The sequence below is a fragment of the Streptomyces sp. NPDC003393 genome, assembly GCF_053589015.1.
Window position 1 is genome coordinate 1 of record NZ_JBSFRB010000056.1, and the last position, 24,198, is coordinate 24,198.

The window sequence follows — 24,198 nt, forward strand, 5'->3', positions numbered from 1 at the left end:
CGACATCAACGGCGAGTGCTGCGCGGTGAGATCGGGCTCCTCGACGCAACTGGTCAGCAGCGTCGTACGCTCCCGGGCGGTGATCAGCGAGGCGATTGCGCGTTCGCGCTGAGTCTCGATGTCCACAGTGGCTTCCCCAGCCCCAGCGCTGTTGTCGGTGGGGTCGGTCATGAGCACGCCTCCCTCGCATGCGGGCCGAGGACGGCACCGTCCGGCATCTCCAGCAGATCGTCGGCGGGACACCGGCCCTGGAGGACGTAGCGCTCCAGATGCCCGGCGACGGCGTCGGTGACCTCGGTTGTCGCACCGAGGCGGGGCAACGCGGCCAGCGCCGCGGTGAAGCATGTGACGGCTGCTTCGCGCAACTCGGGATCGGTCAGCGCGTCATGGGCCGCCACCGCATACAACGGGTTGCACGGCGCGGGCCAGCCCAGCGTGCGCTCAGTCAGGGGTTTCACCGCCCGGTAGGCGGTCTCGGTGGCCTCCGGGTCGTCGAAGAGCGCAGCGGTCACGGCGAGCGGCACGATCCACCCGTCGTCTCCGGGCTGGGCGTCGATCATGCGCAGTTCCAGGTGGCCGCGCGGCCTGACCGGAGGGAACAAGGTCGTCGAGTGGTAGTCGAGATCGTCGCGGGTCGGCGGTCTGGGGCTGCCGGACCTCGTCCACTCCCGGAAGGTCAGATTGTCGGGCACGTGCCACGGCTTGCCGTCGCGGCGTACACACATGACCGGTGCGTCGAGAACGTGGCGCATCCAGGTGCCGCGCGGGTCGGCGTCCAGCACGGGGCCGGCCGACCGGCCGAAGCCGAGCTGTGTCCACCGCAGCTGCCGGGTGGACCGCCAGCCGGTCGGTCGCCCGCAGGACAGCGGTGAGTTGGCGAACGCGGCCAGGAGGACCGCACCCAGGAGATGTGCCAGCCACCAGCGCCGCACATGGCCGAAAGGGCCCGGCTCCTCGTACCCGGCGTCCACACACACCTGCACGGACGCAGAAGCACACATCATGAAACGACCAGCCGGCCCGCTACGGTCGAAGTACGCCTCCATGGCGTCGTAGCGCGGCTGTCTCAGATAGCGACGCGGCGCGTGCCAGGGGTCGTGGCCGATGCCGACGAGGTGGAGGCCGTCCTCGGCCAGTACGGCACGGACGGCGTCGAGGTCGGCGGAGACGGCGGCGATGCACTCCATCAGCGAGCCGGCAGGTGGCGAGCTCAGCTCCAGCTGACCGCCCGGCTCCACGGTCAGCGTCGACCGCAGGGGGACGGTCCGCAGCGTGTCGTAGACCGTCCGCAGTCGTTCCTGCGATACGGGGAGCCGAGGTGCGCGCAGCTCCTGGACGAGCCACTCCACCTCGACGCCCACGAGCCTCGGGGGACCCGTCTTGAAGCAGATGGCGTGGATGAGCGCCTCGGCCTCGGTCTCGCCGACTGCGGCACGCGGCCAGATACTGTCACCGATCGAGTCGGGCATATCGAGATTCTCCTGAGATTTCTTCATGGCACCGGTGATCTGCTGAAAGCCGACTGGTGGACTCGTCGCGCTCGCAGCCTCTGTGCCGGTCAACGTCAAGATGCACATTCGGGTGTGCTCGTGCTGAAACGCTGCGATCCGTTTCCGAGGATTTCCTCTGTCGTTCGACGACGTGATCGCAGGGCATCCGAATGCCTCTGGGGCGCGGGCTCCCAGATTCTTGGGCGGGTCACCGTGCTTTCCGCCACGCGTCCATGCGCGGCGGCGTCTTCGGCGGGTCGGGCAGGGCAACTCCGAGGCCTTTGCGCTGAGTCGAGCCGCGCGCGTCTTCCGGTCGACGATCTTGAGCGGCAGCCCGGGGCAGGGGCCCCGTCCGGAGAGTGTGTTGTGGCCGCTCACCGGTATCGGCCGTCGAAACGGGCCCCGTTCCTGAGGTCGGAGAACCGTAGGCCGACGACGCGCCGCTCTTCCACGATCCACCGAAGGTCGTAGGAGGCACGGTAACTGGGCGGCCAGAAGGAGCAGAAGTGTCCGTCCTCGTCAACAGTCCACGTACCCGTTGTCTCACGTCCGTGCTCGGTGTACTGGGTGGTCCCGTCGGAGTGGAAAGTCTGCGTGGCGCCGTCTTCGTAGACGATGTTCCCCGCGGTGACGGCGGCCGCGATCTGGTCGGCTGGTACTTGAGCGCCGTTTTCGGCGGAGATGCCGTTGAGGTTCTCGATCACAGTGTGGTACTCCTGTCGGCTCGCCCGGTCTCCATCGGTGCCGCTGGAAGAGCGGGCTGGGCCGACCGGTGCTGCGATGTCTGTCCACCTGATCTGCGTCGCCGAGGACGCTGGCCTTACCCGGTGGGGCTGCCGTTCGCACGAGTGGTGTCAGGTGGCAGACCGCCCCGGCGCTTCGGCAGCGTCCTCCTCGGACACGCTGAACAAGCTCGAGTACTGGTCGTAGCCCTCATGTGCGAGTTCCCGAGAGTGGTCCGTCACCCGACCCGGCCCATGACGTCCACGAGCGTGGCACACCCCGGACGGGCGACCTTCGCAGCCGGCGTGTCGTCGTGCATGTGCCGGGCCCTGGCCTCGTCCGGTGCGCAGGCCGGACATCCGGACCTGCCTGCCGGTCACACTCCTGAGCGGCGCCGACGCGCTCTGTGGAGAGGCTACGCGGTCCCGCCGTCGTGGCCTCGCGAGATCCGTGCGGGCCGGCGCCGTCACGGCAGGGTATGCGAACAGCGTCCCCCGACTCCCGGAAGAAGCTGACCCAGCCGACGACGCCGGCGGAACCTCCGCGCCGTGAACGCAGGCACGGCACCACTGCGCCCGGCGCGGTGTCCCGACCCCTCTCCGCGCGCCTCGGACCGGCCGGCGGCTACCGCGTCTCCATCTCGGTGTTGTATGCGCCGCAAGTCCGGAACGACCAGGTGCGTCCCGGGAACGACACTCCTGAGCGTGCACTCCGTGTCTACCGGGGCTCTACCGGCCTTTCGGCGGCTCGGCCTGCAGGGGAGGCTGGCCGTCACACCGGCGCTCGCAAGGAGGACACCTGTGGCACTAGGCCTGCCCGGCACGGTACGGGCCTGTCTCTTCGACCTCGACGGCGTCATCACCGACACGGCCGCAGTCCACGCCGCAACGTGGAAGGAGGCATTCGACGCACTCCTTCGGCAACGCGAGGGCGACGGGTTCCGCCCTTTCACCCTGGAGACGGACTACCGCGAGTTCGTCGACGGGCGGCCGCGCGCCGAAGGGGTACGGTCCTTCCTCTCCTCGCGCGGTATCGAGCTGCCCGAGGGCGGCCCCGGCAGCCCCCCGGGCCTGGACACGGTGCACGGCCTGGAACGTTGGAGGAGCCGCCTGTTCGAGGAGCGGCTCCGGACCGAAGGGGTCAGGGTCTGCCAGGACGCCATGGCCTACCTGGTCGCGGCTCGAGAGGAGAGGCTGCTCACGGCGGTCGTCACGGCCAGCGCCGACTGCCGCGAAATCCTGCGAGCCGCGAACGCCGAGACCCTCTTCGACGCATGGATCGACGGCCTCGTGGCCGCGAGGCGAGGACTGCGGGGCAAGCCTCACCCCGACACCTTCCTGGCAGCAGCCCGCGACCTGGGGCAGCGCCCCTCTGAGTGTGCCGTCTTCGAGGATGCGCTGGCGGGCATGGACGCCGGCCGGTCCGGACACTTCGGCTGGGTGGTCGGCGTCGACCGGGTGAGCCAGGCGGAGGCGCTGTACGCGCACGGCGCCGACACCGTCGTCGCCAACCTGGCCTGCCTGATCGACACCCCCTACGGGAGGGCACAGCCGTGACCGCCTGGTGCACGAGGCGAGGCGTTCGGGAGGACGACGGCCCGGTGAGGAGCAGGCGGCTCGGTGGCCTTGGTCGATGACGAGTGGACGACGGGTAGATCGGCGGCCGGTTGATTGGCCGGGAGGACGCCGTACGAAGGCGGGTGCCACCGAGTTCTCGTTCGCCGCAGGGCGATCGCTCAGCCAGGAGCGGTGGTCCTGCGCGTACTCGTTCGGCGGGACGGCGGCTGGAGGCCGCACCCGAAACAGGGGCGCCGATGGCGCACGGTGATGTGGAGGTGGAGCGAATGGCGGTCGAAGACCGCGCCGGGACAACGGCATCTGAGGTTCGAGCCGTACCCCAGGCGGTCCTGGAGGCGTCGGAACCCAACGCGACGTTCCTTGTTGTGACTGTCGACGAGGGAGGCGAGGGGCGAGTCCGTGAGCTTCTCCCCAAACTGCCCGCCCTTGTCAGGGCCGTGCGGTCGCGGGCTTCCGAAAGCCGCCTCAGCTGCGTCGTGGGCATCGGCTCAGAGGCCTGGGACCGGCTGTTCACCGGACCGCGCCCTGCCCGGCTCCACCCCTTCCGCGAAGTTGCCGCCGAGGGCCGGCGGGCCGTCTCCACGCCCGCGGACCTGCTCTTTCACATCCGGGCGTCGGGCAGCGACCTCTGCTTCGAGCTGACCGGGGAGATCGTCAACAGCTTGAAGGGGGCCGCCACCGTCCAGGACGAAGTTGTGGGATTCAAGTACTTCGGCGAGCGGAACCTGCTGGGGTTCGTCGACGGAACGGAGAACCCGACAGGCCACGCGGCGTCCGACGCCGTACTGGTCGGCGGGGAAGACCGGCCCTACATGGGCGGATCGTATGTGGTGATCCAGAAGTACCTCCACGATCTCTCCGGCTGGAACGCGATGACCGTGGAGCAGCAGCAGAAAATCATCGGCCGTACCAAGATGAGCAATATCGAACTGGACGGCGATCTGCAGGTGCCGGACTCGCACGTGGCGCTGAACAAGATAATCGGCTCCGACGGTGCCGAACAGCAGATTCTGCGCTTCAACTTGCCCTTCGGCAGCGCAGCGAAGGGCGAGTACGGCACCTACTTCATCGGCTATGCACGAACGCCCACGGTGATCGAGCAGATGCTGCGCAACATGTTCCTCGGGACCGCCACGGCCGGCCACGACAGGCTTCTCGACTTCTCCGAAGCCGTCACCGGCGCGCTCTTCTTCGTACCCAGCATGACCTTCCTCGAGGACCTCCCGGGCCCGGCGACCCTCGGCCGGGCGGGCGTACTGCCCTCTCCGGCGCCGGCCCGAAACGGCCGGCACGAGGCCGTGCCCTCGTGAACGGGCTCACGGGGCAGAGGGGGGAGTTTTGTCCGGCGAGGGGGGAGACCACCCGAACACTGGTCTTTGGAGTCCAGTATTGGCCTGCATACCGACCTCGGCACAGGTAACCTGGCCGACGTGGCGGGACAGGCGCGCAAAAACGGCGAAATTCGTCTGACCGAGCGAGGACGAGCGACTCGAGAACGCATTCTGAGAGCTGCTGCGGACATGACGCGTGTCAAGGGTGTCGCTCTCACGACGCTTGACGATGTCAGGGCGGCCAGTGGAACGAGCAAGTCCCAGCTGTACCGTCACTATCCTGACAAGGATGCGTTGATGCGGGACGTTGTCGCCTTGAGGGCTGAAGAAGTGCTCGAACGTCAGCACCAGCTGCTGCGGCGGCTCAATTCCTTGCGTGGACTCGAGTGCTGGCGTGACGCTCTGGTGGAGCGCAACGGGCTGCGCAATGAGGTGTACGGCTGTGCACTCGGCTCCCTGGTCGGCGAGCTGGCCGGCCAGGGCGAAGAGACGCGGCAGGAGCTGGCTCGACACTTAGCTGCCTGGGAGGGCCTCCTGGAGGCAGGCCTCGCAAGAATGAGTGACTCCAGGGTCCTCCGCGCGGACGCCGACGTCGGAAGGCTCGCGACCGGACTCATGGCCGCGCTGCAGGGAGGCTACCTCCTTGCCCAGATGGCGCGAGACGTTGAGCCCATGCGCGTCGCTCTCGACATGGCAATCGCTCACGTCAAGACGTACGCAGTGCCTGCTGGAACCGCGTCCCCAGGAGCTGAAGCCGACACGCGCCACGGAAGTCGCGCCGGCTCCTGACTCACATCGAGCAGCGCTCGAAGGCCGTAGACACCCGCTGACCGGACAGCGGTGCGTTACGACTCGATCACGGAGCGGCCCGTCGCGGGTGCCGCGACAGGTCGAGGGCCGGTCACTGGTTTCACTCACCCTGCGGGCAGCGTGCACGACTCCACCCTGCCTGTCGGGGCTGACACCTGCCTTCACGGATGCGGCCCGGCCGCCCGCATCCGGCGGAGCGGGGCATGGCGAGCCGCGGAGAGAGCCGGGCTCCTCGCTCCGTCTCGCGGCGGCTCTTCTCGGCCCGGCAGTGTTCAAGTTCTCACAAAGAGTGGGCAACGCTCAGCCCTGAAGAGGACTATTTAGTCCTGAACGTGGGAGCGGCCTGGGGTACGTTGGGGCAGCGCAGCCCCCCGGTGGGGCAGCCAGGCAGCCCACCTCACAATGGACTTCAGGACGATTAGAGACCATGCACGCAGGAGTCCAGTTCTCAGTCCTTGGCCCGGTTCGACTGCACAAGCAGGGTGTGGAGGAATCCGCGGGTCAGCCGAGGCAGTGCGCGGTCCTTGCCTCGCTGTTGCTCAGGTCCGGCAGGCCGGTCAGCCTTCCCAGGCTGGTGGAGGATGTGTGGGGCGATGAGGCTCCTGCGTCGGCGGTGGGTTTGGTGCGGACGTACGTGTATCGGCTCAGGCAAGCCCTGGGTGATCAGGGTGGCAGTGCCGTCCGGCTCGTCGACGGGGGCTACCTGCTGCGCATCGAGCCTGACGACCTGGACCTGAACCGCTTCAAGGAGACGACGGCCAGAGCGCGCGAGGCCCGCGGCAGCGGAGACGTCACGCTCGCAGCGGATCTGCTCTCGGAGAGCCTGGGCATGTGGAACGGGGTTGCGCTGGCCGGCGTGCCGGGACCGTTCGCCGGCATGCAGCGCGGTGTCCTGAATGAGCTGCGTCTGGCGTGCATCGAGGAACAGTTGGCGTGCGAGGTTGAGCGTGGCCGTTATGCGGAGGCCGCCGCGGAACTGGCGGCTCTGCTCGTCGAGCACCCTCTGCGCGAGCGTGTGTGCGGGCTTCTCATGACCGCGTTGTGTGGCGCGGGCCGGCAGTCCGAGGCCTTGACGGCCTATCACACGACCAGTCACCTCCTGCGTCAGCGTCTGGGTGTCAGCCCGTCGCCAGAACTGCGGCAGGTGCACGAGCGCATACTCTCCGGGCGGTTCCAGCTCCCGCGGACCTCCGGGCACCCGGTCGCCCAGCACGCCCTTGCCTCGCCTCAGGTACTGACACAGCTGCCCGCGGCGTTGCCGAGCCTTGTCGGACGGGAGAGAGAACAGGAGCAGGTCGAGCGATTGGCGGACGACGCAGCGGCGTCGTCCTCGGTGCCTGTCTGCGTAGTCGGCGGGATGGCGGGTGTCGGCAAGACGGCTTTCGCAACGACCGTTGCTCGCCGCCTTGCAGAACGCTTCCCCGACGGTCAGCTCTTCGCGGCCCTGCACAGTGCTGGACCGCAGGCCGGGCCCCGCGATCCAGCGGGAGTTCTTGCGGACTTCCTGCAGGCCATGGGGGTGCGGCGGCAGGACATGCCCGAGTCGTCGCAGGCGCGAGGGCGGATGTTCCGGGGATGGCTGGCCAAGCGCCGCATGCTCGTCGTGCTCGACGACGCCTGGAGCACGGAGCAGGTCAGAGATCTCCTGCCGGGAAGCCCAGGTTCGATGGCGATCGTCACCAGCCGCGTACAGCTCCACACGCTCGTGGCGTCTCATCAGGCGCTGCCGTTGACGCTGTTTCCGCTGGATCAGGCCGACGCGCGCAGTTTCCTCGCCCGCCGTCTCGGAGTCGCCAGGACAGCAGCCGAGCCCGAAGCGGTCGATCGCATCATCGAGTTCGCCGGGCGCCTCCCCCTCGCCCTGGCCAACGTCGCCGCCCGAGCGGCATACCGCCCTCAGATGTGTTTGGCGAGCCTGGCCGACGAGTACGCCTCGCCCGAGCACCGCGTACTGGACGCTTTCGCGAGCGAAGAGGACCCCGTACTCGACGTCCGCGCTTCCATCGCCCGGTCGTATCACCGGCTCGACCCGGAGACGGCCGCTCTCTTCGGTGCTCTGGGCGCCCGGCCTCACGGGATGTTCGCCGCCTGCGAGGCCGCGAACACGGCCGATCGGCCCGAACAACAGGTACGCCGGACGCTGTCGCGGCTGATCCAGGAACATCTCATTTCCGAGGTCGGTCCGGGCAGGTACAGCTGGAACCGGCTTGTTGCCGCGTTCGCTGCCGAGCAGGCGGGATCCGACGGATCTGAGGAGGCCGGTCAAGCACCTACGACCTGACCGAAGACCGGCACATGGGCGTGCTTCGCAAAAGGACCTTGAAGTCCACTCTTCGTCCTGCTAACCTGCACACGCAGTAGTCTTTCCCGTGTGGCGGAACAGGCGAGCGGCAACGGCGCCCGGCTGACTGAGCGCGGGCGGGCGACCCGAGAGCGCATTGTGCGCGCGGCCGCCGAGATGATGCACGTCAAAGGCGCGACTCTGACAACCCTCGACGATGTCAGGGCGGCCAGCGGGACCAGTAAGTCGCAGCTCTACCGTCACTACCCCGACAAGGATGCGCTGGTGCGGGACGTTGTCGCCTTGCAGGCTGCACAAGTGCTCCAAGGCCAACAGCAGCTGCTGCGAAGGCTGAGCTCCCTTCGAGGGCTGGAGCGCTGGCGGGACGCAGTGGTCGAACACAACGCGCTCCGAAACGGAGCATACGGCTGTCCACTCGGTTCACTCGCAAGCGAGTTGGCCGATCAGGACGAAGCCGCGCGCAAGGCGATCCTCCGATATTTCGACACCTGGGAAGGGCTGCTCAAGGCCGGCCTCGACCGGATGAAGGACACGGGAGTCCTCCGGGCGGACGCGGATACCGAAGAGCTCGCCACCGGCCTCATGGCTGCTCTTCAAGGCGGCTACGTCCTTGCGCAGACGGCCCGGGACGTGAGGCCCATGAGGATTGCCCTCGATATGGCCATCGACCACGTGAAGGTGTTCGCGGCCGCTGCCGACGACGCCACTCCGCCCGGTGAGGGCGGGTGAAGGCACTGAAACCGAGCCCAGCCCCGCGCGAAGGCAGCCGGGCTCGGCAGAGGCCGGGCCTGCGTTCGCTCAAAAAAGAGGACTATTCAGTTCAGAATGGGTCTCGCGGGCGCATGGCGGAGCGAGCCGAGATCGCGCCGGGGGGAACCAGCGGCAGACTGAGCGACACGACGGCCGTGCAGCGGGTGTCACCGGGGCGCGGGCGCGGTCCGTCACGGTGACGCGCGCGGTCTTCGTACTGCTCTGACGCTTGCCGAGTCGGCGCGATCCCCGTGCGCGACCCCGGCCCGCCGGACCGGGGGGACGGGGACTGCCGCCCGAGGTGCTGTCGGCCCCGCAGCGACGGGTGCGCAGGCTCATGGCGTCACGGATGGAACCGCCACCGGCCTTCAGAAATGACATCCCCTTTGCCATCCCTGACGCGGACGGCCGTCTCGTCGTCGATGAAGTAGAGCGGGAAGTCCGCCCGCGCAGCGATGCGATCCGCCCAGGCGTCGTCCCGTTCGGGGAAATCCGGTGAGTACAGGTGAGGCTTGAGATACCAGTCGAAGCGGCCGAACGGCGGCTCCACGGTCCTCGCGCCGAGTACATGGAGGTCCGTGCTGTCGCCGATGACGTCGGCGGAGTGAGCGGTGAGATGACGGCTGAAGATCATCGACCCGGCGCTGAAGCCCACGTAGACCCGGCTCTCCAGCGCCTCCAGGAAGCCGTCGGCCAGGCCGTTGCCGGTGATGCTGCGTGCGAGGTGTTGACGTGCTCCCTGGCCTGAAGTCCGGGATCCCCGGCGTGAACGCCGGGGCTTTCTGCAAAGAACCCGGTAATGGCTGCCGCCCCCGACGTAGATGACGTCGGCGTGGAGCAGCCGGTCGAGCACCATCTGATGGGGCAGGCCATTCAGCTCCAGGACGTCGAACTCCCGCCAGCCGCGTCGTCGCGCCGGTGCGCACCAAGACCCCGGCCGAGTGGGCCGCCGGCTGAGACCGGGAAGACCGGAGGCACGTTCTGACCCGCGAATACACGGTGGAACCAGTTGCGCCGGCTGTCCCGTGACCGAGCCCCGCCTGCCCGGGCCGGCCGTGCCTCACGCTCCGCACCCCGTACGACTTTACCGACCTTTTACAACCTGTGGTGATCCTGTCTCGTCTCTCGGCTCGATCCATCACGCAGTCCGCCCGGCCACAGCCGGGCCGATCGAACGAAAGAGAGCGATTCATGCGCCGAACAGTCCTCAGCGCCACGGCGGCCGCCTGCGTCGCCGTGCTGGCGAGCACGGTGCCCGCGTTCGCCGATGGGGCGAACGCGTCTGCGTCCGAGCGTCCCTCTTCCGCCCCCGCACCGTCCGCCCGGCCGAGTGTGCCGGACGGCGCGGAGCCGAGCGCGGTCCCCACCCGGGAACCGAGCCGGGCGGCGGCCCCCGTGGCGACTGCCGCGCCGGGCAAGGCGCGCGGCCAGGTCCGTGTCGTCCCCAGCGGCGCGCCTGACACCGGCGTGACCACCGGCTCCGACGGCTCCGGCTCGGACAGCATGCTGTTCGGCGGCGGTGCCGCCGGTGCCCTCGCGGTGGGCGGCGCGGCGGTCTTCGTCGTGCGCCGCCGCCGGCAGGCGACCGGGGCATGACCCGTCTCTCCGGGCGCGCGTTCGTCACCGCGGTGCTGGCCTCGCTGCTCGTGAGCTGCGCCGGCCATGGCGGTGACGGGGTGTCGGCCACCCGCCCCAGCGGCACGCACGTGTCCGCCCATTCCTCCGCGGACCCGGCGAACGAGCCGAACGCGCGGGGCCGCTCGGTCCCGGCGCGGCTGGAAATTCCCGAGATCGGCGTCGACACGCCGGTCATGAGACTCGGGCTGGCGCAGGACGGCACCGTGCAGGTGCCTCCGATCACCGCGCACGACCAGGCGGGCTGGTATCAGCACTCCCCGACGCCGGGCCAGTTGGGCCCGTCGGTCATCCTCGGTCATGTCACGGTCGGTGCCTACGGGGACGGCGTCTTCCGCCACCTCGACCGGCTGCGCCGGGGTGACGGGATCACGGTGCGTCTGGAGAACGGCCGATCGGCCGAGTTCACCGTCACCTCCGTACGGACCGTCGCGAAGGACGACTTTCCGACACAGGAGGTCTACGGCGACGTCGACCGGCCCGAACTGCGGCTCATCACATGCGGCGGGCCCCGCACCGGCGACGGCTACCTCGACAACCTGATCGTCTTCGCCGCGCTGAGCGGCGCGAGCCACTGACCCGCCCCCGCTCGCCCCGATCCCGGGCCGATGGAACGTACACCGTCGGTCCGGGCTCTTCCCCACGGGCGTCTTACATGCACCGGGGCGCGACGAGAGACCTCACCCCCTACGGAGAGCAGTGAAACGGTCCCGCGAGAAGGCGGCAGCAGAGCTGTTCGCCGCTCTCTACCCGCGCCTGGCCGGCTGGTGCCGCCGCCTGGTCGACGACGACGAGACCGCCCACGAAGTCGCGTCGGAGGCGTTCACCCGCCTCTGGGCCCGCTGGACTTCTGTGTCGGAGCCCCGCGGTTTCCTCTACGTGACGGCCGCCAACATCGTCCGGGACCACTGGCGCAAGCTGGAGCGCGAACGCAAGGCGATGCGGCGCGTCACCGTGGAGGCGTCCGTCCTCCCGCCCACCGAGCAGACCGACCCCTCGATCCGTCTGCTCGTCCAGGCGCTCCCCGAACGGCTGCGCATACCGACCCTCCTGCACTACTACGCTGACATGCCGATCCGGGAGGTGGCCCTGCTGACCGGGCGCAAGGAAGGAACCGTCAAGGCCGACCTGCACGCGGCCCGCGCACTGCTCCGTGCCCACCTGAGGAGAAGCCTTGATCACGTTCAATGACGACGGTCCGGACTTCGAACCCGACGACCACCTCGCCGTCATCATGCGGCCGCCCTCCAAGCACCTCGCCCCGCCCCCCGGCCGGTTCGAGGAGATCCGCCGTGGCGCGGCCCGCCGCCGCGTCCTGCGTGCTGCCGTCGCAGCCGGCGCGACCTGTGCGGTCGCCGCTCTCCTCGCCACACCATTGCTGCGCGCCACCCACGAGGGCCCCACCGCCCCGACGGTTCCCCTCGCCCCGCCCCCCGCGAGCAGTCCCACGGTCCCACCGACCTCGTCCGACTCGGCTCCCGGGGGCGTCACTCCCAGCCCCAGCGCCCGCCGCACGACGGGTAAGAGGACCATTGCCACCCGTCTCCCGGCCACCACCGCCTCACCCTCCGCCGCCTCCTCGACCACTCCGACAGGACCCCGGCGTCCGACGTCCGCGCCTGGCCGGGGCACGGTGGAGCCATCGACGGACCCGGCGCGCTTCGCGTCCCCGTCCGCGGCCGGTACTCGCCCCTGAACCCGGGGCCGGGAAGAGGGAAGGCGGCGCCAACGCGCCGTCGGCCGCCCCGGTTCGCCCCTTCCGGGTCCCGGACGGCCTGCCGTCGGCCGGCCGGGTGGGCCATCCCGGTTCGGCCTTCCGGGCCGCGGACGGTCTGCCGTCGGCCGGCTCCGCCGCGGCGATGCCCGCCATGGGCCGGGACGACGTGCCAGGGGCGGGCGGAGGGCGGCGCGCCGGCGAGAGAGCCCGCCGGTGTTCGTACTCACGCCTTCTGCTACTTTTCGGCGCGCTGTCGGTCGAGGGGAGCAGTGGCGGTTCCACAACGTCTTCGAAAGCCCGTCATCTCACTGGCGTGCCTGGTTGTGGTGGTGGCGATCGGCTGGGGCGGGACGCATGTGTGGCACACATGGCGGGCGCACCAGAAGATCGATGAGGCCTGCGCCGGGCTTGTACCGGCCGGACGAGTCCTCGCGCTCTCCCCGGCGGGAGGGACCATCTCGCATCGCACGGCCGAGGAGGGCACGATCGATCTCGATGCCGGCATGCCCCAGGACTGCGAGATCTTCAGCACGAAAGCAGGCGAGGCGTACCGCACGCACAGCGGCGAGCGGTGGTTCTTCACGGGCGCGGTGGGTGTCCTGCCCTCGGACGAGACCTGGAAGCCGGAAAACTGGATGGACCGGCCTCTTCGCGACCAGCGGCCCAACTACCCCGACGAGCCGCTCGGTGGCGGCGTCGCGGGCGTGGTCACGAACTCCGGTGTCACCGTGGAACTGCCGTGCGCCGCGGGCCAGGCGAGCGGGCAGCCGATCAAGGCACTGTGGGCACGAGCGACGCTCGAGGCCCGCAAGCCGCCGTTCACCAAGGACGGTCAGGTGACCTCCCACGACCGCGACACCCTCGCCCGTATCGCCGTGGACACCGCGAACAACTTGGCGGAGCGCCTGGGTTGTGCGGACAGGCTGCCTGATCCGCCCGAGAAGATCCCCGCCCTGCCGAAGGGCCCGATCCCGGCCGCTCGGGCCGAGGGCACCTGCGCCTGGTATCGCGAGGGCGGCTTCGCGCGCCAGGACGGTTTCCCGGATCAGGTCCTGGAAGCCCGTACGGACGGCAAGGTCTGGGACGAACGGTGCCTCCTGGTGCTCAGCGGCGCCCGTGCGGACGGGCTGTGGCGGGACGAAGCGGACACGCGCCGTCGGCATCCGCCGCACCCGGACATGGTCGGCGCATGGTGGGTCTCCTTGCACACGTACTCGGGGGAGCAGGCGAAGAAGGTGGCGGAGACCGTACCGGGCAAGGCCGGCCACAGTGATGACGTCGGCTGGTGGGCGTCCTCCGTCTGCGACGGGAAACCCCAGATCCACACGATGACCATGGCCTACGGGTACGAGGAGCTCAGGAAGACGGCGTTCGAGCAGGTCTTCCGCGCCTACGTCTCGGACGTCGCCGCCCGCCGCAACTGCACGGACACCACGCTCCCCGCCTCGTCCACCTTCCACGGCGACCACTGAGGTGCGTTCTCGGGAAGGACGCCGGCCGTTGTGTGCCTTCAACGAGCAGTTGCTGACCGGCTCGCCCCGCTCGTGAGGAGGCCGTGGCCTTGAGCCCGCCCTCGCCGAGACGCCACGACGAAGCCGGTCGACACGTTGACGCCTCGTCGAACTCGCGGTGCATGCGGTCGACCGGACTCAGCCCGTGAGCGATGCCGGTCGCGTCCGTGGCGTCCCGGGTGCCGGTGTCCGTCGACCGGGCGGAGAGGTGTGACAGGACACGACCGTTGCATGCCTGCCGGTTGACCGTGCGAGGCCGACCTGGGTACGTTCTCACATGGGAACGATTCCAGTCGGGCGACCTCGGACGCCGCGCGGACAGAGGGGCGAGTTGTGGTGGCGACAGCATCGGGCGGGGTGTGGCTGGGTCGCTCCGAGGGGCGCATCGAGATACGGACCGAGACCTACGGCATGAGTGTGGCCGCTGATGGCCGCACTGCCCGAGTGTTCGCCCCCGACGGCGGCTGGGACGCCGATGGCCGGGGTCCACAGGTGGCCGTCCTCCAGCTGTTCGGGGCGCTGGACACGCTGGACGGGCCGGACGAGACCGCCGGAACGACCCCGCCGGTGCTCCTGCGCCGGCATCCGTACCCCGTCATCGAGGCCGAGCGGCGCAGCACCCGCTGGGAGAGGGCGGCCGTGCGCATCGAGTGCCGCCCGGAAGCGGTGGAGCTGTCCTGGTCGGTACGGGGCAGCGGGACCCTGGGGGAGGTGCACCTGCTGGCCGGGCGTTCCGTGCTGCCCGGTGGCGGCGGGTACCTGCCGAGCGGCAGTTCCTTCCGCACGCTCTTCTCGCCGAACCCGGGCGACCCCCGCCGCCTGGTGCGTGGCGCCGGCGAGAGCGCGGTCGTGGGAGTGGTGGGGGACGCCCGGCCGGGGCGCGGGCACTGGTTCTTCACGCCCGCTCCGCTGTGCCTGGCGCTGACCACCGCGCCGGCGGTGGAGGACCCCGGGCGGCCCGTTCCCGAGGGGTGGTGGTCGCTCGCCGTCGACGCCCCGGTATCGGACATGACGTTCACGCAGCTCGCCTACGTCCCGGCGGACGGCGGGTTCGCCCTGCGTCTGGACTACGAGGGCCACACCAGGGTGGACGGCGAATTCCGCACGCCGGCGGTGGTGTTCACACCGGGCAGCCCCGACCCCTACGAGGCGCTGCGCCGTTACCGGGCCCGGCTCGTCTCCCGCGGCACGGTGCCGGCAGGCCCGAGGCACCGGCGTCCCGACTGGTGGTCGGCGCCGATGTTCTGCGGCTGGGGAGCGCAGAACCACGAGGCGCGCGTGACCGGCCGGGCTGCCCAGGCCCTGGCCGGCCAGGCCGAGTACGACCGCTATCTCGCGCACCTCGCCGACCAGGGCATCGAGCCGGGCACGATCGTCATCGACGACAAGTGGCAGCTGCAGTACGGCACCTGCGAGCCGGACCCGGACAAGTGGCCCGACCTGCGGGGGTGGATCGCGGCCCGCCGAGAACGCGGGCAGCGCGTCCTGCTGTGGTGGCCCGCCTGGCTGTGGGAGGGCCTCGCCGAGGAGTTGTGCGTCCGTAACCCCGAGGGCGTGCCCGTCGCACTCGACCCGGGCAACCCCGTGGCCCGCAAGGCGCTCGAGGACGGCGTGGCCCGCATGCTCGGCGACGGGCCGGGCGGCCTGGGAGCGGACGGGCTGAAGATCGACTTCACCGCCCGCACGCCCAGCGGTGCGGCCCTGACCCACCACGGTCCGCGCTGGGGGATCGCCCTGCTGCACCAGCTGCTGTCCACGGTGTACGACGCGGCCAAGCGCGTGAAGCCGGACGCGCTCGTCATCACGCACACCCCCCACCCGGGCTTCGCCGACGTCACCGACATGGTGCGGCTCAACGACATGCTGCGCCTGGACGACCCCGAACCCGACGCCCCGATCGTGCCGCAGATGCGACACCGGGCCGCCGTGGTCGCCGCCGCCTGCCCCGACCTGCTCGTCGACACCGACGACTGGTGCGTGCCCGACCGGGAGCAGTGGCGGGCCTACCTGGCCGCCAAGCCCGACCTGGGCGTACCCGCGCTGTACTACAGCACCCACATCGACCGCACCGGGGAGCCGCTCGGCCCCGAGGACTACGCCGCCCTACGGTCCGCGTGGCGCGCCTGGGACGGGCGCCGCCGCGTGCACGCCTGACACCCCTCATCCGACCGGGACCACGGGAGAACCATGCTGATCGGCACGGACGTTTTCCGCTTCCAGGACACCTGCCACGTGTACGTGCTGCGCCGTGGGCGGGAGGCGGTGCTCATCGACTTCGGCAGCGGCGAGATCCTCGACCGCCTCGGCGACTACGGAGTCGACCGGGTCACCGACGTGCTGATCACCCATCACCACCGCGACCAGGTACAGGGGTTGGCACGGGCGGCGCGCGCCGGCATCAGGATCTGGGTGCCGCCGGTGGAGCGGGACCTCATCGAGAACGTCGACGAGCACTGGCGCACCCGGCCGCTCGACAACGACTACGACGTGCGCCAGGACCGGTTCTCCCTGCTGGAGCAGGTCCCGGTGACCGGCAGCGTGGCCGAGTACCGCACCCGCTCCTACGGGCCGTTCGAGGTGTTCACCCTCCCCACCCCCGGCCACACGGTCGGCTCCGTCAGCTACCTGGTGGAGGTCGGCGGAAAGCGCCTCGCCTTCGTCGGCGACCTGATCCACGGCGAGGGCCGGGTGTGGTCGCTGGCGGCCACCCAGTGGGCGTACACGGGAGGCGAGAGCGCCGGCATGGAGGGCGTCGCCGCCACGGCCCTGTCCTGCCGGCAACTGCTCGACCACGCGCCCGCCATGCTGCTTCCCTCGCACGGGGAGCCGGTGACCCGTCCGCGTGCCGCAGTGGCCCGGCTGCGGTCCGCACTCCAGGAACTGCTGGACTCACGCCGCAGACGCCCCTGGGATCTGGACGCCATGCTGGACGACCCCTGGGAGCAGGTGACGCCCCACCTGCTGCGCAACCGCACCAGCAACGCGCTGACCTACGCGCTGCTCTCCGACCACGGCACGGCGCTGCTGCTGGACTTCGGATACGACCTGACCACCGGCCTGCCCGGCGGGCACGACCGCTCCAGCCGGCGGCCCCTGCTGGCGTGCCTGCAGTCGCTGCGGCGCGTGCACGGCATCGACCGGGTCGAGGTGGCGCTGCCCACCCACTACCACGACGACCACGTCGCCGGATTCAACCTGCTGCGCGAGGTGGAGGGCACCGCCGTCTGGTCGCCCTCCAACGTGACCCCGGTGCTCCAGGACCCCAACCGCTGGGACCTGCCCTGTCTGTGGTTCGACCCCATCCCGGTGGACCGCGACCTCCCGCTCGGCGCGCCCGTCACCTGGCGCGAGTACGAGATCGGCGTGCACGAACTGCCGGGCCACACCCTGTACGCGGCCGCGTACGCCTTCGAGGCGGACGGGCGCCGCATCGTGGCGACCGGGGACCAGCAGACCACGGAGTGGCGGCCGGGGGAGCAGCCCGAAGTGCTCAACTACCAGTACCGCAACCGCTTCAGGATCGACGACTTCCGCCGCAGCGCCGAGCTGTACCGCGCCCTGAACCCCGAACTGATGATCAGCGGCCACTGGACGCCTCGCAAGGTCACCCCGGACTACCTGGACATGCTCCTGGAGGAGGGCGAGCGGGTGGCGCGGCTGCACCGCGAACTGCTGCCCCCGGACATCGACTTCGACGCCGAAGGCTTCGGCGCCCGGATCACTCCCTACCGTTCGGCGGTGGAACCGGGCCGGACCCTGGTGCTGGAGGTCTGCGTGCGCAACCCCTTCCCGACGGCACGCACCGCCCGGGTGCGGATGGTCCTGCCGCGGGGCTGGGCGGCCCGGCCCGCCGAGCAGGAGGCGAAACCGCAGGGGGGCGGCGAGGCCACCTTGGTGTTCGAGGTGACCGTCCCCCGGGGGGAGAGCGGCGTCCGGCGGCGGGTGGCCGCGGACCTCACCGTCGGTCGGATGCGGTTCGGACAGCAGGCCGAGGCACTGGTCACGGTGGCCCCACGGCGGCCGCGGCAGGACGGCGACGCGCCCGGGGGAGCGGGAGCGTGAGGCGAGGCCGCCCAAGGAGGCGTTCGACCGCGGTACGGCGCTGCGATCACGTTATTGTGCCAGCAGCGCCTTCCACCGTGCGCGGACACGGCCGCCGGACGGTGTGGAGGCAGGGCGGACTTCGGGGCGAGGGGGCAGCGGCGGATGGCTGATCGCGCAAGGGACGTACCGGTCGCCGGGGGCGAAGGCGACAGGAACGCGTCCGCGGTCGGGCGACGGCGCCCCACCCTGCACGACGTGGCCAGGGAGGCGGGCACGTCCCGCTCCACCGCGTCGCGGGCGCTCAGCGGGCAGGGCTATGTGGCCGCGCACATCCGTGCGGACGTGCTCGCGGCCGCTCAGCGCATCGGCTACGTTCCGGACGCTCTGGCGCGCACGCTGAAGGGGCAGCGCAGCAATGTCGTCGGGCTGCTCGTCTCCGATCTGCGCAACCAGTTCTACGCGGAGCTCGCCGCGGGCGTGGAGCAGGCCCTGCGCGCGGCCGGGTACCAGATGGTGCTGGTGGACGACCACGGCGACCCCGGACAGGAACTCGAGGGAGCCAAGGCGTTCGTCGCCATGCGGGCCACGGGCGTCGTGCTCACCCCGGCTGCCGCGGCGGCCACCGAACTGCTCGTCGAGCGGGGCGTGAGCGTGGTGGAGGCCGACCGGCGCTCCGGGGCCCGCGGGTGCGACTCGGTGGTCATCGACAGCGAGCACGGTGCCCGGCAGGCCACCGAGCACCTGCTGGACCTCGGCCACCGGCGCATCGCGCTGCTGATCGACGAGACGAAATGGGCCACCGGCGCCGAACGGCTGCGCGGCTACCGCGCCGCCCACCGCGCCGCCGGCGTGCCCGTCGACCGGCGGCTGGTGCTCGACCTGGAGTTCCAGGCCGCGGACGCCAGGTCCCGGGTGGCGGAACTGCTGGACAGCCACCCGGACGTCACCGCCATCTTCGCCGTCAACAACCTGATGGCCGAGACGGTCTGGCTGGAGCTGCGCCGACGCGGTCTCGCCGTGCCCCACGACGTGTCGCTGGTGTCGTTCGACGACCTGGCCTGGATGCGGATGGTGGAGCCCGGTCTCACCGCCGTGGCGCAGCCGACCTACGAGATGGGGCGCAGGGCGGCCGAGTTGCTGCTCCGGCGGATCGCCGAGCGGGAAGCCGCCGCGGAGCCGAAGAGAGGCCGGGCAGGGCGTCGCATCCAGGAGACGCTGGAACCGACGCTGGTGCTGCGCGGCTCGACCGCGGCGCCGGCCGGTTCGGCCGGAGCCTGAACCCGGCCGTCCCGGCCGCCGTCCCAGCGCGTCCCGGCCGCCCCGGGGCGGGTGACGTGCGCTGACGCGTGCGGGCCCACATCAAGTGCCGCCGGAGTATTGACGGGCCTTCAACGACCTGAGTACGTTCCCATGTGGGAACGATGCCACACCGGCCCGCGGCCGGACGGCACCCGCTGCCGCACCCTCGGCGAGCCCTCCCGACCTGTCGCAGCAGCCGAGGCGGCTCGTTTCGTCCGCAGGACCACGGCCCGCCGGGCCTTTCCGGCACCGCCACGAACGGATCGAAGGACTGACACCACAGGTGAGCACCGAACCAAGCCGCGTTCTGGACTTCCCCGTCGGCTTCCTCTGGGGCACGTCCACCTCCGCCTATCAGGTGGAGGGCGCCACGGACAGCGACGGACGCGGCGAGTCCGTGTGGGACCGCTTCTGCCGCGTCCCCGGGGCCGTGGAGCGCGCGGAGAGCGGCGAGGGCGCCTGCGACCACTACCACCGGGCGGCCGAGGACATCGAGCTGATGGCGGGCCTCGGCGTCAACGCCTACCGGTTCTCGCTGTCCTGGCCCCGGATCGTCCCCGACGGGCACGGCGAGGTGAACAAGCGGGGCGTCGACCACTACGACCGCCTGATCGACCAGTTGCTCGCCCGCGGCATCAGCCCGCTCGTCACCCTCTACCACTGGGACCTCCCGCAGGTGCTGCAGGAGCGCGGCGGCTGGCGGGCACGCGAGACGGCCGACCGGTTCGCCGAGTACGCGGCCGTCTGCTTCGAGGCCTACGGCGACCGGGTGCAGGACTGGGTGACGATCAACGAACCCTGGATCGTGGGCCTCCTCGGACATCAGCTGGGTCTGCACGCACCCGGCGAACGGGACATCGCGGGGTCGGTGCGCGCGATGCACCACCTCCTGCTGGGCCACGGCAAGGCCGTCCAGGCCCTGCGGGCGAGCCGTCCGCAGGGCAGGGCAGGCGTGGCGTTCAGCCTCTTCCCGCACGTGCCCCACACCGCCGGCGAGGAGGACCGGCTGGCGGCCCACGCCTCCGACGGCTACGTCAACCGCTGGTTCCTCGATGCCGTGCAGAACGGCCGCTACCCCGAGGACATGCGCGAACACTGGGAACGGGCCGCCGGCCCGCTGGACTTCGTCCGCGACGGCGACCTGCCCGTGATCGGCGCCGGCAGCGACTTCCTCGGGGTCAACTACTACACGCGCCGGATCGTCAGCGCCCGCCGGCAGCCCACCGACGGCCCCTTCCCCTGGCGGGTCGAACCCGGCCGGCCGGACGTGGCGCGCACCGACCTCGACTGGGAGATCGTGCCGGAGGCCCTCACCGACCTGCTGGTCCAACTCCACGACAGCTACGGGGACGTACCGGTTCTCATCACGGAGAACGGCGCCGTCTTCAACGACGAGCCCGGCGAGGACGGCGCCGTGCACGACACGCGGCGCACCGACTTCCTGCACCGCCACCTCATCGCCGTGCACCGCGCGATCCAGCAGGGCTGCCCGGTCCGCGGCTACTTCCACTGGTCCTTGATGGACAACTTCGAGTGGGCGATGGGCTACCGGCCCCGGATGGGCCTGGTGCACGTCGACTACGCGACACAGCGCCGCACCGTCAAGGACAGCGGCCACTGGTACGCCCGGGTCGCGCGCGCCAACGCGATCCCGGCCGCCGTGACCGCGTGAGCACGACCGGTCCGCCGTAGGCGCCAGGACCGTCCGCGTCCCCTTCGAAAAACCGCCCCTTCCCAGAAGATCCGCCACTCAATGAGGAGTTCGACATGGTCACTCGACGACGCTTTCTGGCCGGCTCGATAGGAGCGCTCGCCCTCGCTTCGGCCAGCGCCTGCGGTGGTGTCGGCGCCAAGAGCGGCACCGGGGGCGGCAAGGCCGGCGCGGGAGCGTTGTCGACCCAGGGCTTCGGCAAGCCCGACGACGTCGGACAGGCCCGCATCGACGCGTTCAAGAGCGCCTACCCCAAGGTGAAGCTCCACATCAACGAGGGGGACTTCGACCCGCAGCAGTTCCTGTCCGCGGTCTCCAGCGGCAACGCGCCGGACCTGGTCTACCTCGACCGCGACCTCGTCGGCAGCTACGCCGCGAAGGGTGTGATCCAGCCCCTGGACGACCGGATCGCCGGCGCGGGCATCGACACCGGCGCCTACCGCAAGGCCGCCCTCGACGAGGTGACGATCGACGGGAAGATCTACGGCGTCCCCGAGTTCTACAACACCCGCAACATCCTGGTGAACGGCAAGGCGCTCGACGAGGCGGGTCTGTCGCTGTCCGACCTGAGCACCAGCGACTGGGACCGGCTGCACAGCACGACCGTGAAGCTGTACAAGGCCGCCGGCCACCGCATCACCCGCATCGGGTTCGACCCCAAGCTCCCGGAGTTCCTGCCGCTGTGGGCGAAGGCCAACGGCGCCGACCTGGTCCATCCGGACGGCTCCCCGAACCTGGACGACCCGCGGATCGTCGAGGCGCTGACGTACGCCCTGAGCCTGATCGACGAGCAGGGCGGCTGGTCGCGCTTCAAGGCGTTCCGCGACACCTGGGACCTCTTTGGCTCCGGCAACCAGTTCGTGAAGAACCAGGCCGGCGCGTTCCCCTGGGAGGGCTGGTACGTCAACGTCCTGGTGCAGGCCTCGCCCAAGGTGGACCTTCGGTCGATCCCCTTCACCGACCGGCACGGCAAGCCGATCAGCTTCGAGAACGGCAGCGCCTGGTGTCTGCCGAAGGGCGCCGGCAACCCCGACGCGGCCGTCGACTGGATGAAGGTCATGACGAGCACCGACACCTGGCTGCGGGCAGGGGCGGCCCGCCAGGCCACCGTGGAGAAGAACAAGACCATGTTCACCGGGCTGTGGACCGCGAACAAGGAGGCCGACCAGAAGGTCAAGGCCACGTACGTCAAAGGCGGCCGGACCGGTTTCCACCAGGCCATCGAGCACTACTACGCATCCACCGACTACGCCTTCGCCGTCCCGGGCTCCAAGGCCGGCAGCGAGATCAAGACGGCCTGGCAGGAGGCGGTCAACCGGGCCCTGTCCGGTCAGCAGAAGCCGGCCGCGGCCATGAAGCAGGCCCAGGCCGAGGCGGGCAAGGCGTTCGAGGCGGCGAAGTGATGGCCACGCAGGCCACCCTTGCGCGGCCGGCCCCGGCCGCGCCCCGCTCGCGCACCAGGGACTGGCGGCAGATCCGCGCCGCCTACGGCTTCATCTCCCTGTGGATCGTCGGCTTCCTCGTCTTCACGCTCGGCCCCATGATCGCCAGCCTGGTGTTGTCGTTCACCGACTACAACTCGATCGGCACCGCGAAGAACGTGGGCTTCGCGAACTACCGCGAACTGTTCCAGGACCCCAAGGTGGCCCACGCACTGAGCAACACACTCGTGTACGTGGTCATCTACGTGCCGACCGCCATGGCCGTGGCCCTGGGCCTGGCGATGGTGCTCAACCGGGTGGGCCGGGCGGCGGGCTTCTTCCGCACCGTCTTCTACCTGCCGGTCATGACGCCGACCGTGGCCGCGGGCGCGCTGTTCCTGCTGCTGCTCAACGGCCAGCAGGGACTGCTCAACCGCACCCTCGCCCTGGTCGGCATCAGCGGCCCCAACTGGACGACCGACACCCACTGGGTCAAGCCCGGACTGGCCATCACCATGCTCTGGGGCGTGGGCGGAATGGTCGTCATCTACCTGGCGGCCCTCCGGCAGGTGCCCAAGGAGCTCTACGAGGCCGCCGAACTCGACGGCGCCGGGCCGTGGACCAGGTTCCGCCACGTCACCATCCCGATGATCAGCGGCTCCCTGTTCTTCACCATGATCGTCCAGACGATCGCGGGGCTGCAGATGTTCGACCAGGCCTACACGATGTTCTTCGGCGCCCAGCAGAACAGCACGTACTCCAACGAAGCGGCCCTGTTCTACGTCATCTACCTGTTCCAGCAGGCCTTCCAGTTCCTGCACATGGGATACGCGTCCGCCCTCGCCTGGCTGCTCTTCCTGATCACCATGGTCATCACCGCCGTGCAAGTACGTGTCTCGCGCCGGTACGTCTACTACGAAGGCGAGAAGCACTGATGAGCATTCCACGCACCGCGGTGGCACCCGCTCCCCATACCGACGGCGGCCGGGCCGGCACCCGCAACGAGGCCGGCCCCGCCGGCCCTGCGGCGGCCCGCAGGCCGGATGTGCGGCCCCTGCTCAAGCGGGGCCCCTACCTCGTCGTCCTGGCCCTGGCGGCCGTCGTGTTCACCTACCCGTTCATCTGGCTCATCAGCGCCTCGCTCAAACCGCGCACCGAGGTGTTCGACAACCTCCTGATCCCTCAGCACGTACAGGCGTCGAACTACACCGAGGTGTGGAACTACGCGCCGATGCTCACATGGCTGGGCAACAGCGTCGTGGTGGCACTGGCGGCGGCCGCGACGGTGACGATCAGCAGCGCGCTGGTGGCGTTCGGCTTCGCCTACTTCCAGTTCCCGGGGCGCAACGTGCTCTTCGGGCTGGTGCTCGGCACGATGATGCTGCCCCAGGCGGTCACCCTGATCCCGGTCTACCTGATCTGGGACCACCTGGGGCTGACCGGAACCCAGGTGCCGCTGTGGGCGCAGAACATCTTCGGCTCGTCGTTCTACATCTTCCTGCTGCGCCAGTTCTTCCTGTCGCTGCCCCGGGAGGTGTTCGAGGCCGCACGTGTCGACGGCTGCAGCTTCTTCGGGCTGTTCTGGCGCATCGCCCTGCCGCTGTCCCGGCCCGCCCTGGCGATCGTCTTCGTCTTCGAGATCCAGGCCAGTTGGAGCGATCTGCTCAAGCCGCTGGTCTACCTGCAGGACACCTCGCTGTTCACGATTCCGCGCGGCCTGAAGTCGATCATCGACACGTTCGGCAACGGCGGGGAGCAGCACTGGGAGATCATCGCGACGGCCAGCCTGATCGCCACCATCCCCATGATCATCATCTTCGCCTTCGCGCAACGGCACATCATCGACGGCATCGCCACCCAGGGCCGCAAGGGCTGAG

19 protein-coding genes and 2 pseudogenes are annotated in these 24,198 nt (G+C 70.2%); 17 read left to right on the forward strand and 4 right to left on the reverse strand.

Translation table 11 applies throughout. The features are described from left to right. The 3 genes and pseudogenes from ACWDUZ_RS34820 to ACWDUZ_RS34830 all read right to left on the reverse strand — a co-directional run. Positions 1 to 171, reverse strand: a pseudogene (locus ACWDUZ_RS34820) (ergothioneine biosynthesis protein EgtB); the annotation flags it as partial. Then, the gene (gene egtA, locus ACWDUZ_RS34825) at positions 168 to 1,469 is read right to left on the reverse strand and encodes an ergothioneine biosynthesis glutamate--cysteine ligase EgtA (protein ID WP_451635828.1); all 1,302 of its coding nucleotides are present in this window, start codon (positions 1,467 to 1,469) and stop codon (positions 168 to 170) included. The gene egtA and the pseudogene ACWDUZ_RS34820, both read right to left, overlap by 4 nt. A gap of 395 nt (positions 1,470 to 1,864) precedes the next feature. After that, a complete protein-coding gene (locus ACWDUZ_RS34830) occupies positions 1,865 to 2,194 on the reverse strand; it encodes a hypothetical protein (RefSeq protein WP_451635829.1) in 330 nt (109 codons plus the stop codon). Positions 2,195 to 3,013: 819 nt separating this feature from the next. On the opposite strand from ACWDUZ_RS34830, the gene ACWDUZ_RS34835 reads away from it, so the two are divergent. The 5 genes from ACWDUZ_RS34835 (at position 3,014) to ACWDUZ_RS34855 (ending at position 8,962) form a co-directional block, all read left to right on the forward strand. Beyond that, complete coding sequence (locus tag ACWDUZ_RS34835) at positions 3,014 to 3,769, forward strand: HAD family hydrolase (RefSeq protein WP_451635830.1); 756 nt, start codon at positions 3,014 to 3,016, stop codon at positions 3,767 to 3,769. A 287-nt stretch (positions 3,770 to 4,056) separates the two neighbouring features. Then, the gene (locus ACWDUZ_RS34840; protein ID WP_451635831.1) at positions 4,057 to 5,100 is read left to right on the forward strand and encodes a Dyp-type peroxidase; all 1,044 of its coding nucleotides are present in this window, start codon (positions 4,057 to 4,059) and stop codon (positions 5,098 to 5,100) included. Positions 5,101 to 5,166: 66 nt separating this feature from the next. Beyond that, the gene (locus ACWDUZ_RS34845) at positions 5,167 to 5,910 is read left to right on the forward strand and encodes a TetR/AcrR family transcriptional regulator (protein WP_451635832.1); all 744 of its coding nucleotides are present in this window, start codon (positions 5,167 to 5,169) and stop codon (positions 5,908 to 5,910) included. Positions 5,911 to 6,358: 448 nt separating this feature from the next. Next, the gene (locus ACWDUZ_RS34850; protein ID WP_451635833.1) at positions 6,359 to 8,212 is read left to right on the forward strand and encodes a BTAD domain-containing putative transcriptional regulator; all 1,854 of its coding nucleotides are present in this window, start codon (positions 6,359 to 6,361) and stop codon (positions 8,210 to 8,212) included. A 90-nt stretch (positions 8,213 to 8,302) separates the two neighbouring features. Then, on the forward strand, positions 8,303 to 8,962 hold the full coding sequence (locus tag ACWDUZ_RS34855; RefSeq protein ID WP_451635834.1) for a TetR/AcrR family transcriptional regulator: 660 nt from the start codon (positions 8,303 to 8,305) through the stop codon (positions 8,960 to 8,962). A 364-nt stretch (positions 8,963 to 9,326) separates the two neighbouring features. Here ACWDUZ_RS34855 and ACWDUZ_RS34860 read toward each other — a convergent pair. Then, positions 9,327 to 10,027: pseudogene (locus tag ACWDUZ_RS34860) on the reverse strand (Type 1 glutamine amidotransferase-like domain-containing protein); the annotation flags it as partial. A gap of 147 nt (positions 10,028 to 10,174) precedes the next feature. On the opposite strand from ACWDUZ_RS34860, the gene ACWDUZ_RS34865 reads away from it, so the two are divergent. From ACWDUZ_RS34865 to ACWDUZ_RS34920, 12 genes are all read left to right on the forward strand, one after another. Next, positions 10,175 to 10,579, forward strand: a complete 405-nt coding sequence (locus ACWDUZ_RS34865; RefSeq protein ID WP_451635835.1) for a sortase-dependent protein — start codon at positions 10,175 to 10,177, stop codon at positions 10,577 to 10,579. After that, positions 10,576 to 11,196, forward strand: a complete 621-nt coding sequence (locus tag ACWDUZ_RS34870) for a class F sortase (RefSeq protein ID WP_451635836.1) — start codon at positions 10,576 to 10,578, stop codon at positions 11,194 to 11,196. The genes ACWDUZ_RS34865 and ACWDUZ_RS34870 overlap by 4 nt, the downstream gene beginning before the upstream one ends. Before the next feature lie 121 nt (positions 11,197 to 11,317). After that, on the forward strand, positions 11,318 to 11,809 hold the full coding sequence (locus ACWDUZ_RS34875; RefSeq protein ID WP_451635837.1) for an RNA polymerase sigma factor: 492 nt from the start codon (positions 11,318 to 11,320) through the stop codon (positions 11,807 to 11,809). After that, positions 11,793 to 12,314 (forward strand): hypothetical protein, encoded by a 522-nt coding sequence (locus ACWDUZ_RS34880; protein ID WP_451635838.1) that lies wholly within the window; start codon positions 11,793 to 11,795, stop codon positions 12,312 to 12,314. Before ACWDUZ_RS34875 ends, ACWDUZ_RS34880 begins: the two co-directional genes overlap by 17 nt. Positions 12,315 to 12,838: 524 nt before the next feature. Beyond that, the gene (locus tag ACWDUZ_RS34885) at positions 12,839 to 13,807 is read left to right on the forward strand and encodes a hypothetical protein (protein WP_451635839.1); all 969 of its coding nucleotides are present in this window, start codon (positions 12,839 to 12,841) and stop codon (positions 13,805 to 13,807) included. A gap of 375 nt (positions 13,808 to 14,182) precedes the next feature. Continuing rightward, positions 14,183 to 16,000, forward strand: a complete 1,818-nt coding sequence (locus tag ACWDUZ_RS34890; RefSeq protein ID WP_451635840.1) for a hypothetical protein — start codon at positions 14,183 to 14,185, stop codon at positions 15,998 to 16,000. Positions 16,001 to 16,033: 33 nt separating this feature from the next. Next, entirely contained in the window at positions 16,034 to 17,908 is a 1,875-nt protein-coding gene (locus ACWDUZ_RS34895; RefSeq protein WP_451635841.1) for an MBL fold metallo-hydrolase, read from the forward strand. Positions 17,909 to 18,052: 144 nt separating this feature from the next. Then, entirely contained in the window at positions 18,053 to 19,168 is a 1,116-nt protein-coding gene (locus tag ACWDUZ_RS34900; protein ID WP_451635842.1) for a LacI family DNA-binding transcriptional regulator, read from the forward strand. 304 nt (positions 19,169 to 19,472) lie between these two features. Beyond that, positions 19,473 to 20,861, forward strand: coding sequence for a GH1 family beta-glucosidase (locus tag ACWDUZ_RS34905; RefSeq protein WP_451635843.1), 1,389 nt, complete (start codon positions 19,473 to 19,475; stop codon positions 20,859 to 20,861). A 95-nt stretch (positions 20,862 to 20,956) separates the two neighbouring features. Next, positions 20,957 to 22,303 carry an extracellular solute-binding protein gene (locus tag ACWDUZ_RS34910; protein ID WP_451635844.1) on the forward strand — a complete coding sequence of 449 codons (1,347 nt, stop codon included), beginning with the start codon at positions 20,957 to 20,959 and terminating at the stop codon, positions 22,301 to 22,303. Further along, positions 22,303 to 23,256: a carbohydrate ABC transporter permease gene (locus tag ACWDUZ_RS34915; protein WP_451635845.1), complete on the forward strand. Its 954-nt coding sequence runs from the start codon at positions 22,303 to 22,305 to the stop codon at positions 23,254 to 23,256. The genes ACWDUZ_RS34910 and ACWDUZ_RS34915 overlap by 1 nt, the downstream gene beginning before the upstream one ends. After that, a complete protein-coding gene (locus ACWDUZ_RS34920) occupies positions 23,256 to 24,197 on the forward strand; it encodes a carbohydrate ABC transporter permease (RefSeq protein WP_451635846.1) in 942 nt (313 codons plus the stop codon). Before ACWDUZ_RS34915 ends, ACWDUZ_RS34920 begins: the two co-directional genes overlap by 1 nt. The last annotated feature ends 1 nt before the right edge of the window (position 24,198 follow it).

What these genes read in the sequence shown, in the direction of transcription:
- egtA (WP_451635828.1), bottom strand. Translation starts at nt 1,469, where the DNA reads ATGCCCGACTCGATCGGTGACAGTATCTGGCCGCGTGCCGCAGTCGGC.
- ACWDUZ_RS34840 (WP_451635831.1), top strand. Translation starts at nt 4,057, where the DNA reads ATGGCGGTCGAAGACCGCGCCGGGACAACGGCATCTGAGGTTCGAGCC.
- ACWDUZ_RS34850 (WP_451635833.1), top strand. Translation starts at nt 6,359, where the DNA reads ATGCACGCAGGAGTCCAGTTCTCAGTCCTTGGCCCGGTTCGACTGCAC.
- ACWDUZ_RS34865 (WP_451635835.1), top strand. Translation starts at nt 10,175, where the DNA reads ATGCGCCGAACAGTCCTCAGCGCCACGGCGGCCGCCTGCGTCGCCGTG.
- ACWDUZ_RS34870 (WP_451635836.1), top strand. Translation starts at nt 10,576, where the DNA reads ATGACCCGTCTCTCCGGGCGCGCGTTCGTCACCGCGGTGCTGGCCTCG.
- ACWDUZ_RS34885 (WP_451635839.1), top strand. Translation starts at nt 12,839, where the DNA reads ATGCCCCAGGACTGCGAGATCTTCAGCACGAAAGCAGGCGAGGCGTAC.
- ACWDUZ_RS34895 (WP_451635841.1), top strand. Translation starts at nt 16,034, where the DNA reads ATGCTGATCGGCACGGACGTTTTCCGCTTCCAGGACACCTGCCACGTG.
- ACWDUZ_RS34900 (WP_451635842.1), top strand. Translation starts at nt 18,053, where the DNA reads ATGGCTGATCGCGCAAGGGACGTACCGGTCGCCGGGGGCGAAGGCGAC.
- ACWDUZ_RS34910 (WP_451635844.1), top strand. Translation starts at nt 20,957, where the DNA reads ATGGTCACTCGACGACGCTTTCTGGCCGGCTCGATAGGAGCGCTCGCC.
- ACWDUZ_RS34915 (WP_451635845.1), top strand. Translation starts at nt 22,303, where the DNA reads ATGGCCACGCAGGCCACCCTTGCGCGGCCGGCCCCGGCCGCGCCCCGC.
- ACWDUZ_RS34920 (WP_451635846.1), top strand. Translation starts at nt 23,256, where the DNA reads ATGAGCATTCCACGCACCGCGGTGGCACCCGCTCCCCATACCGACGGC.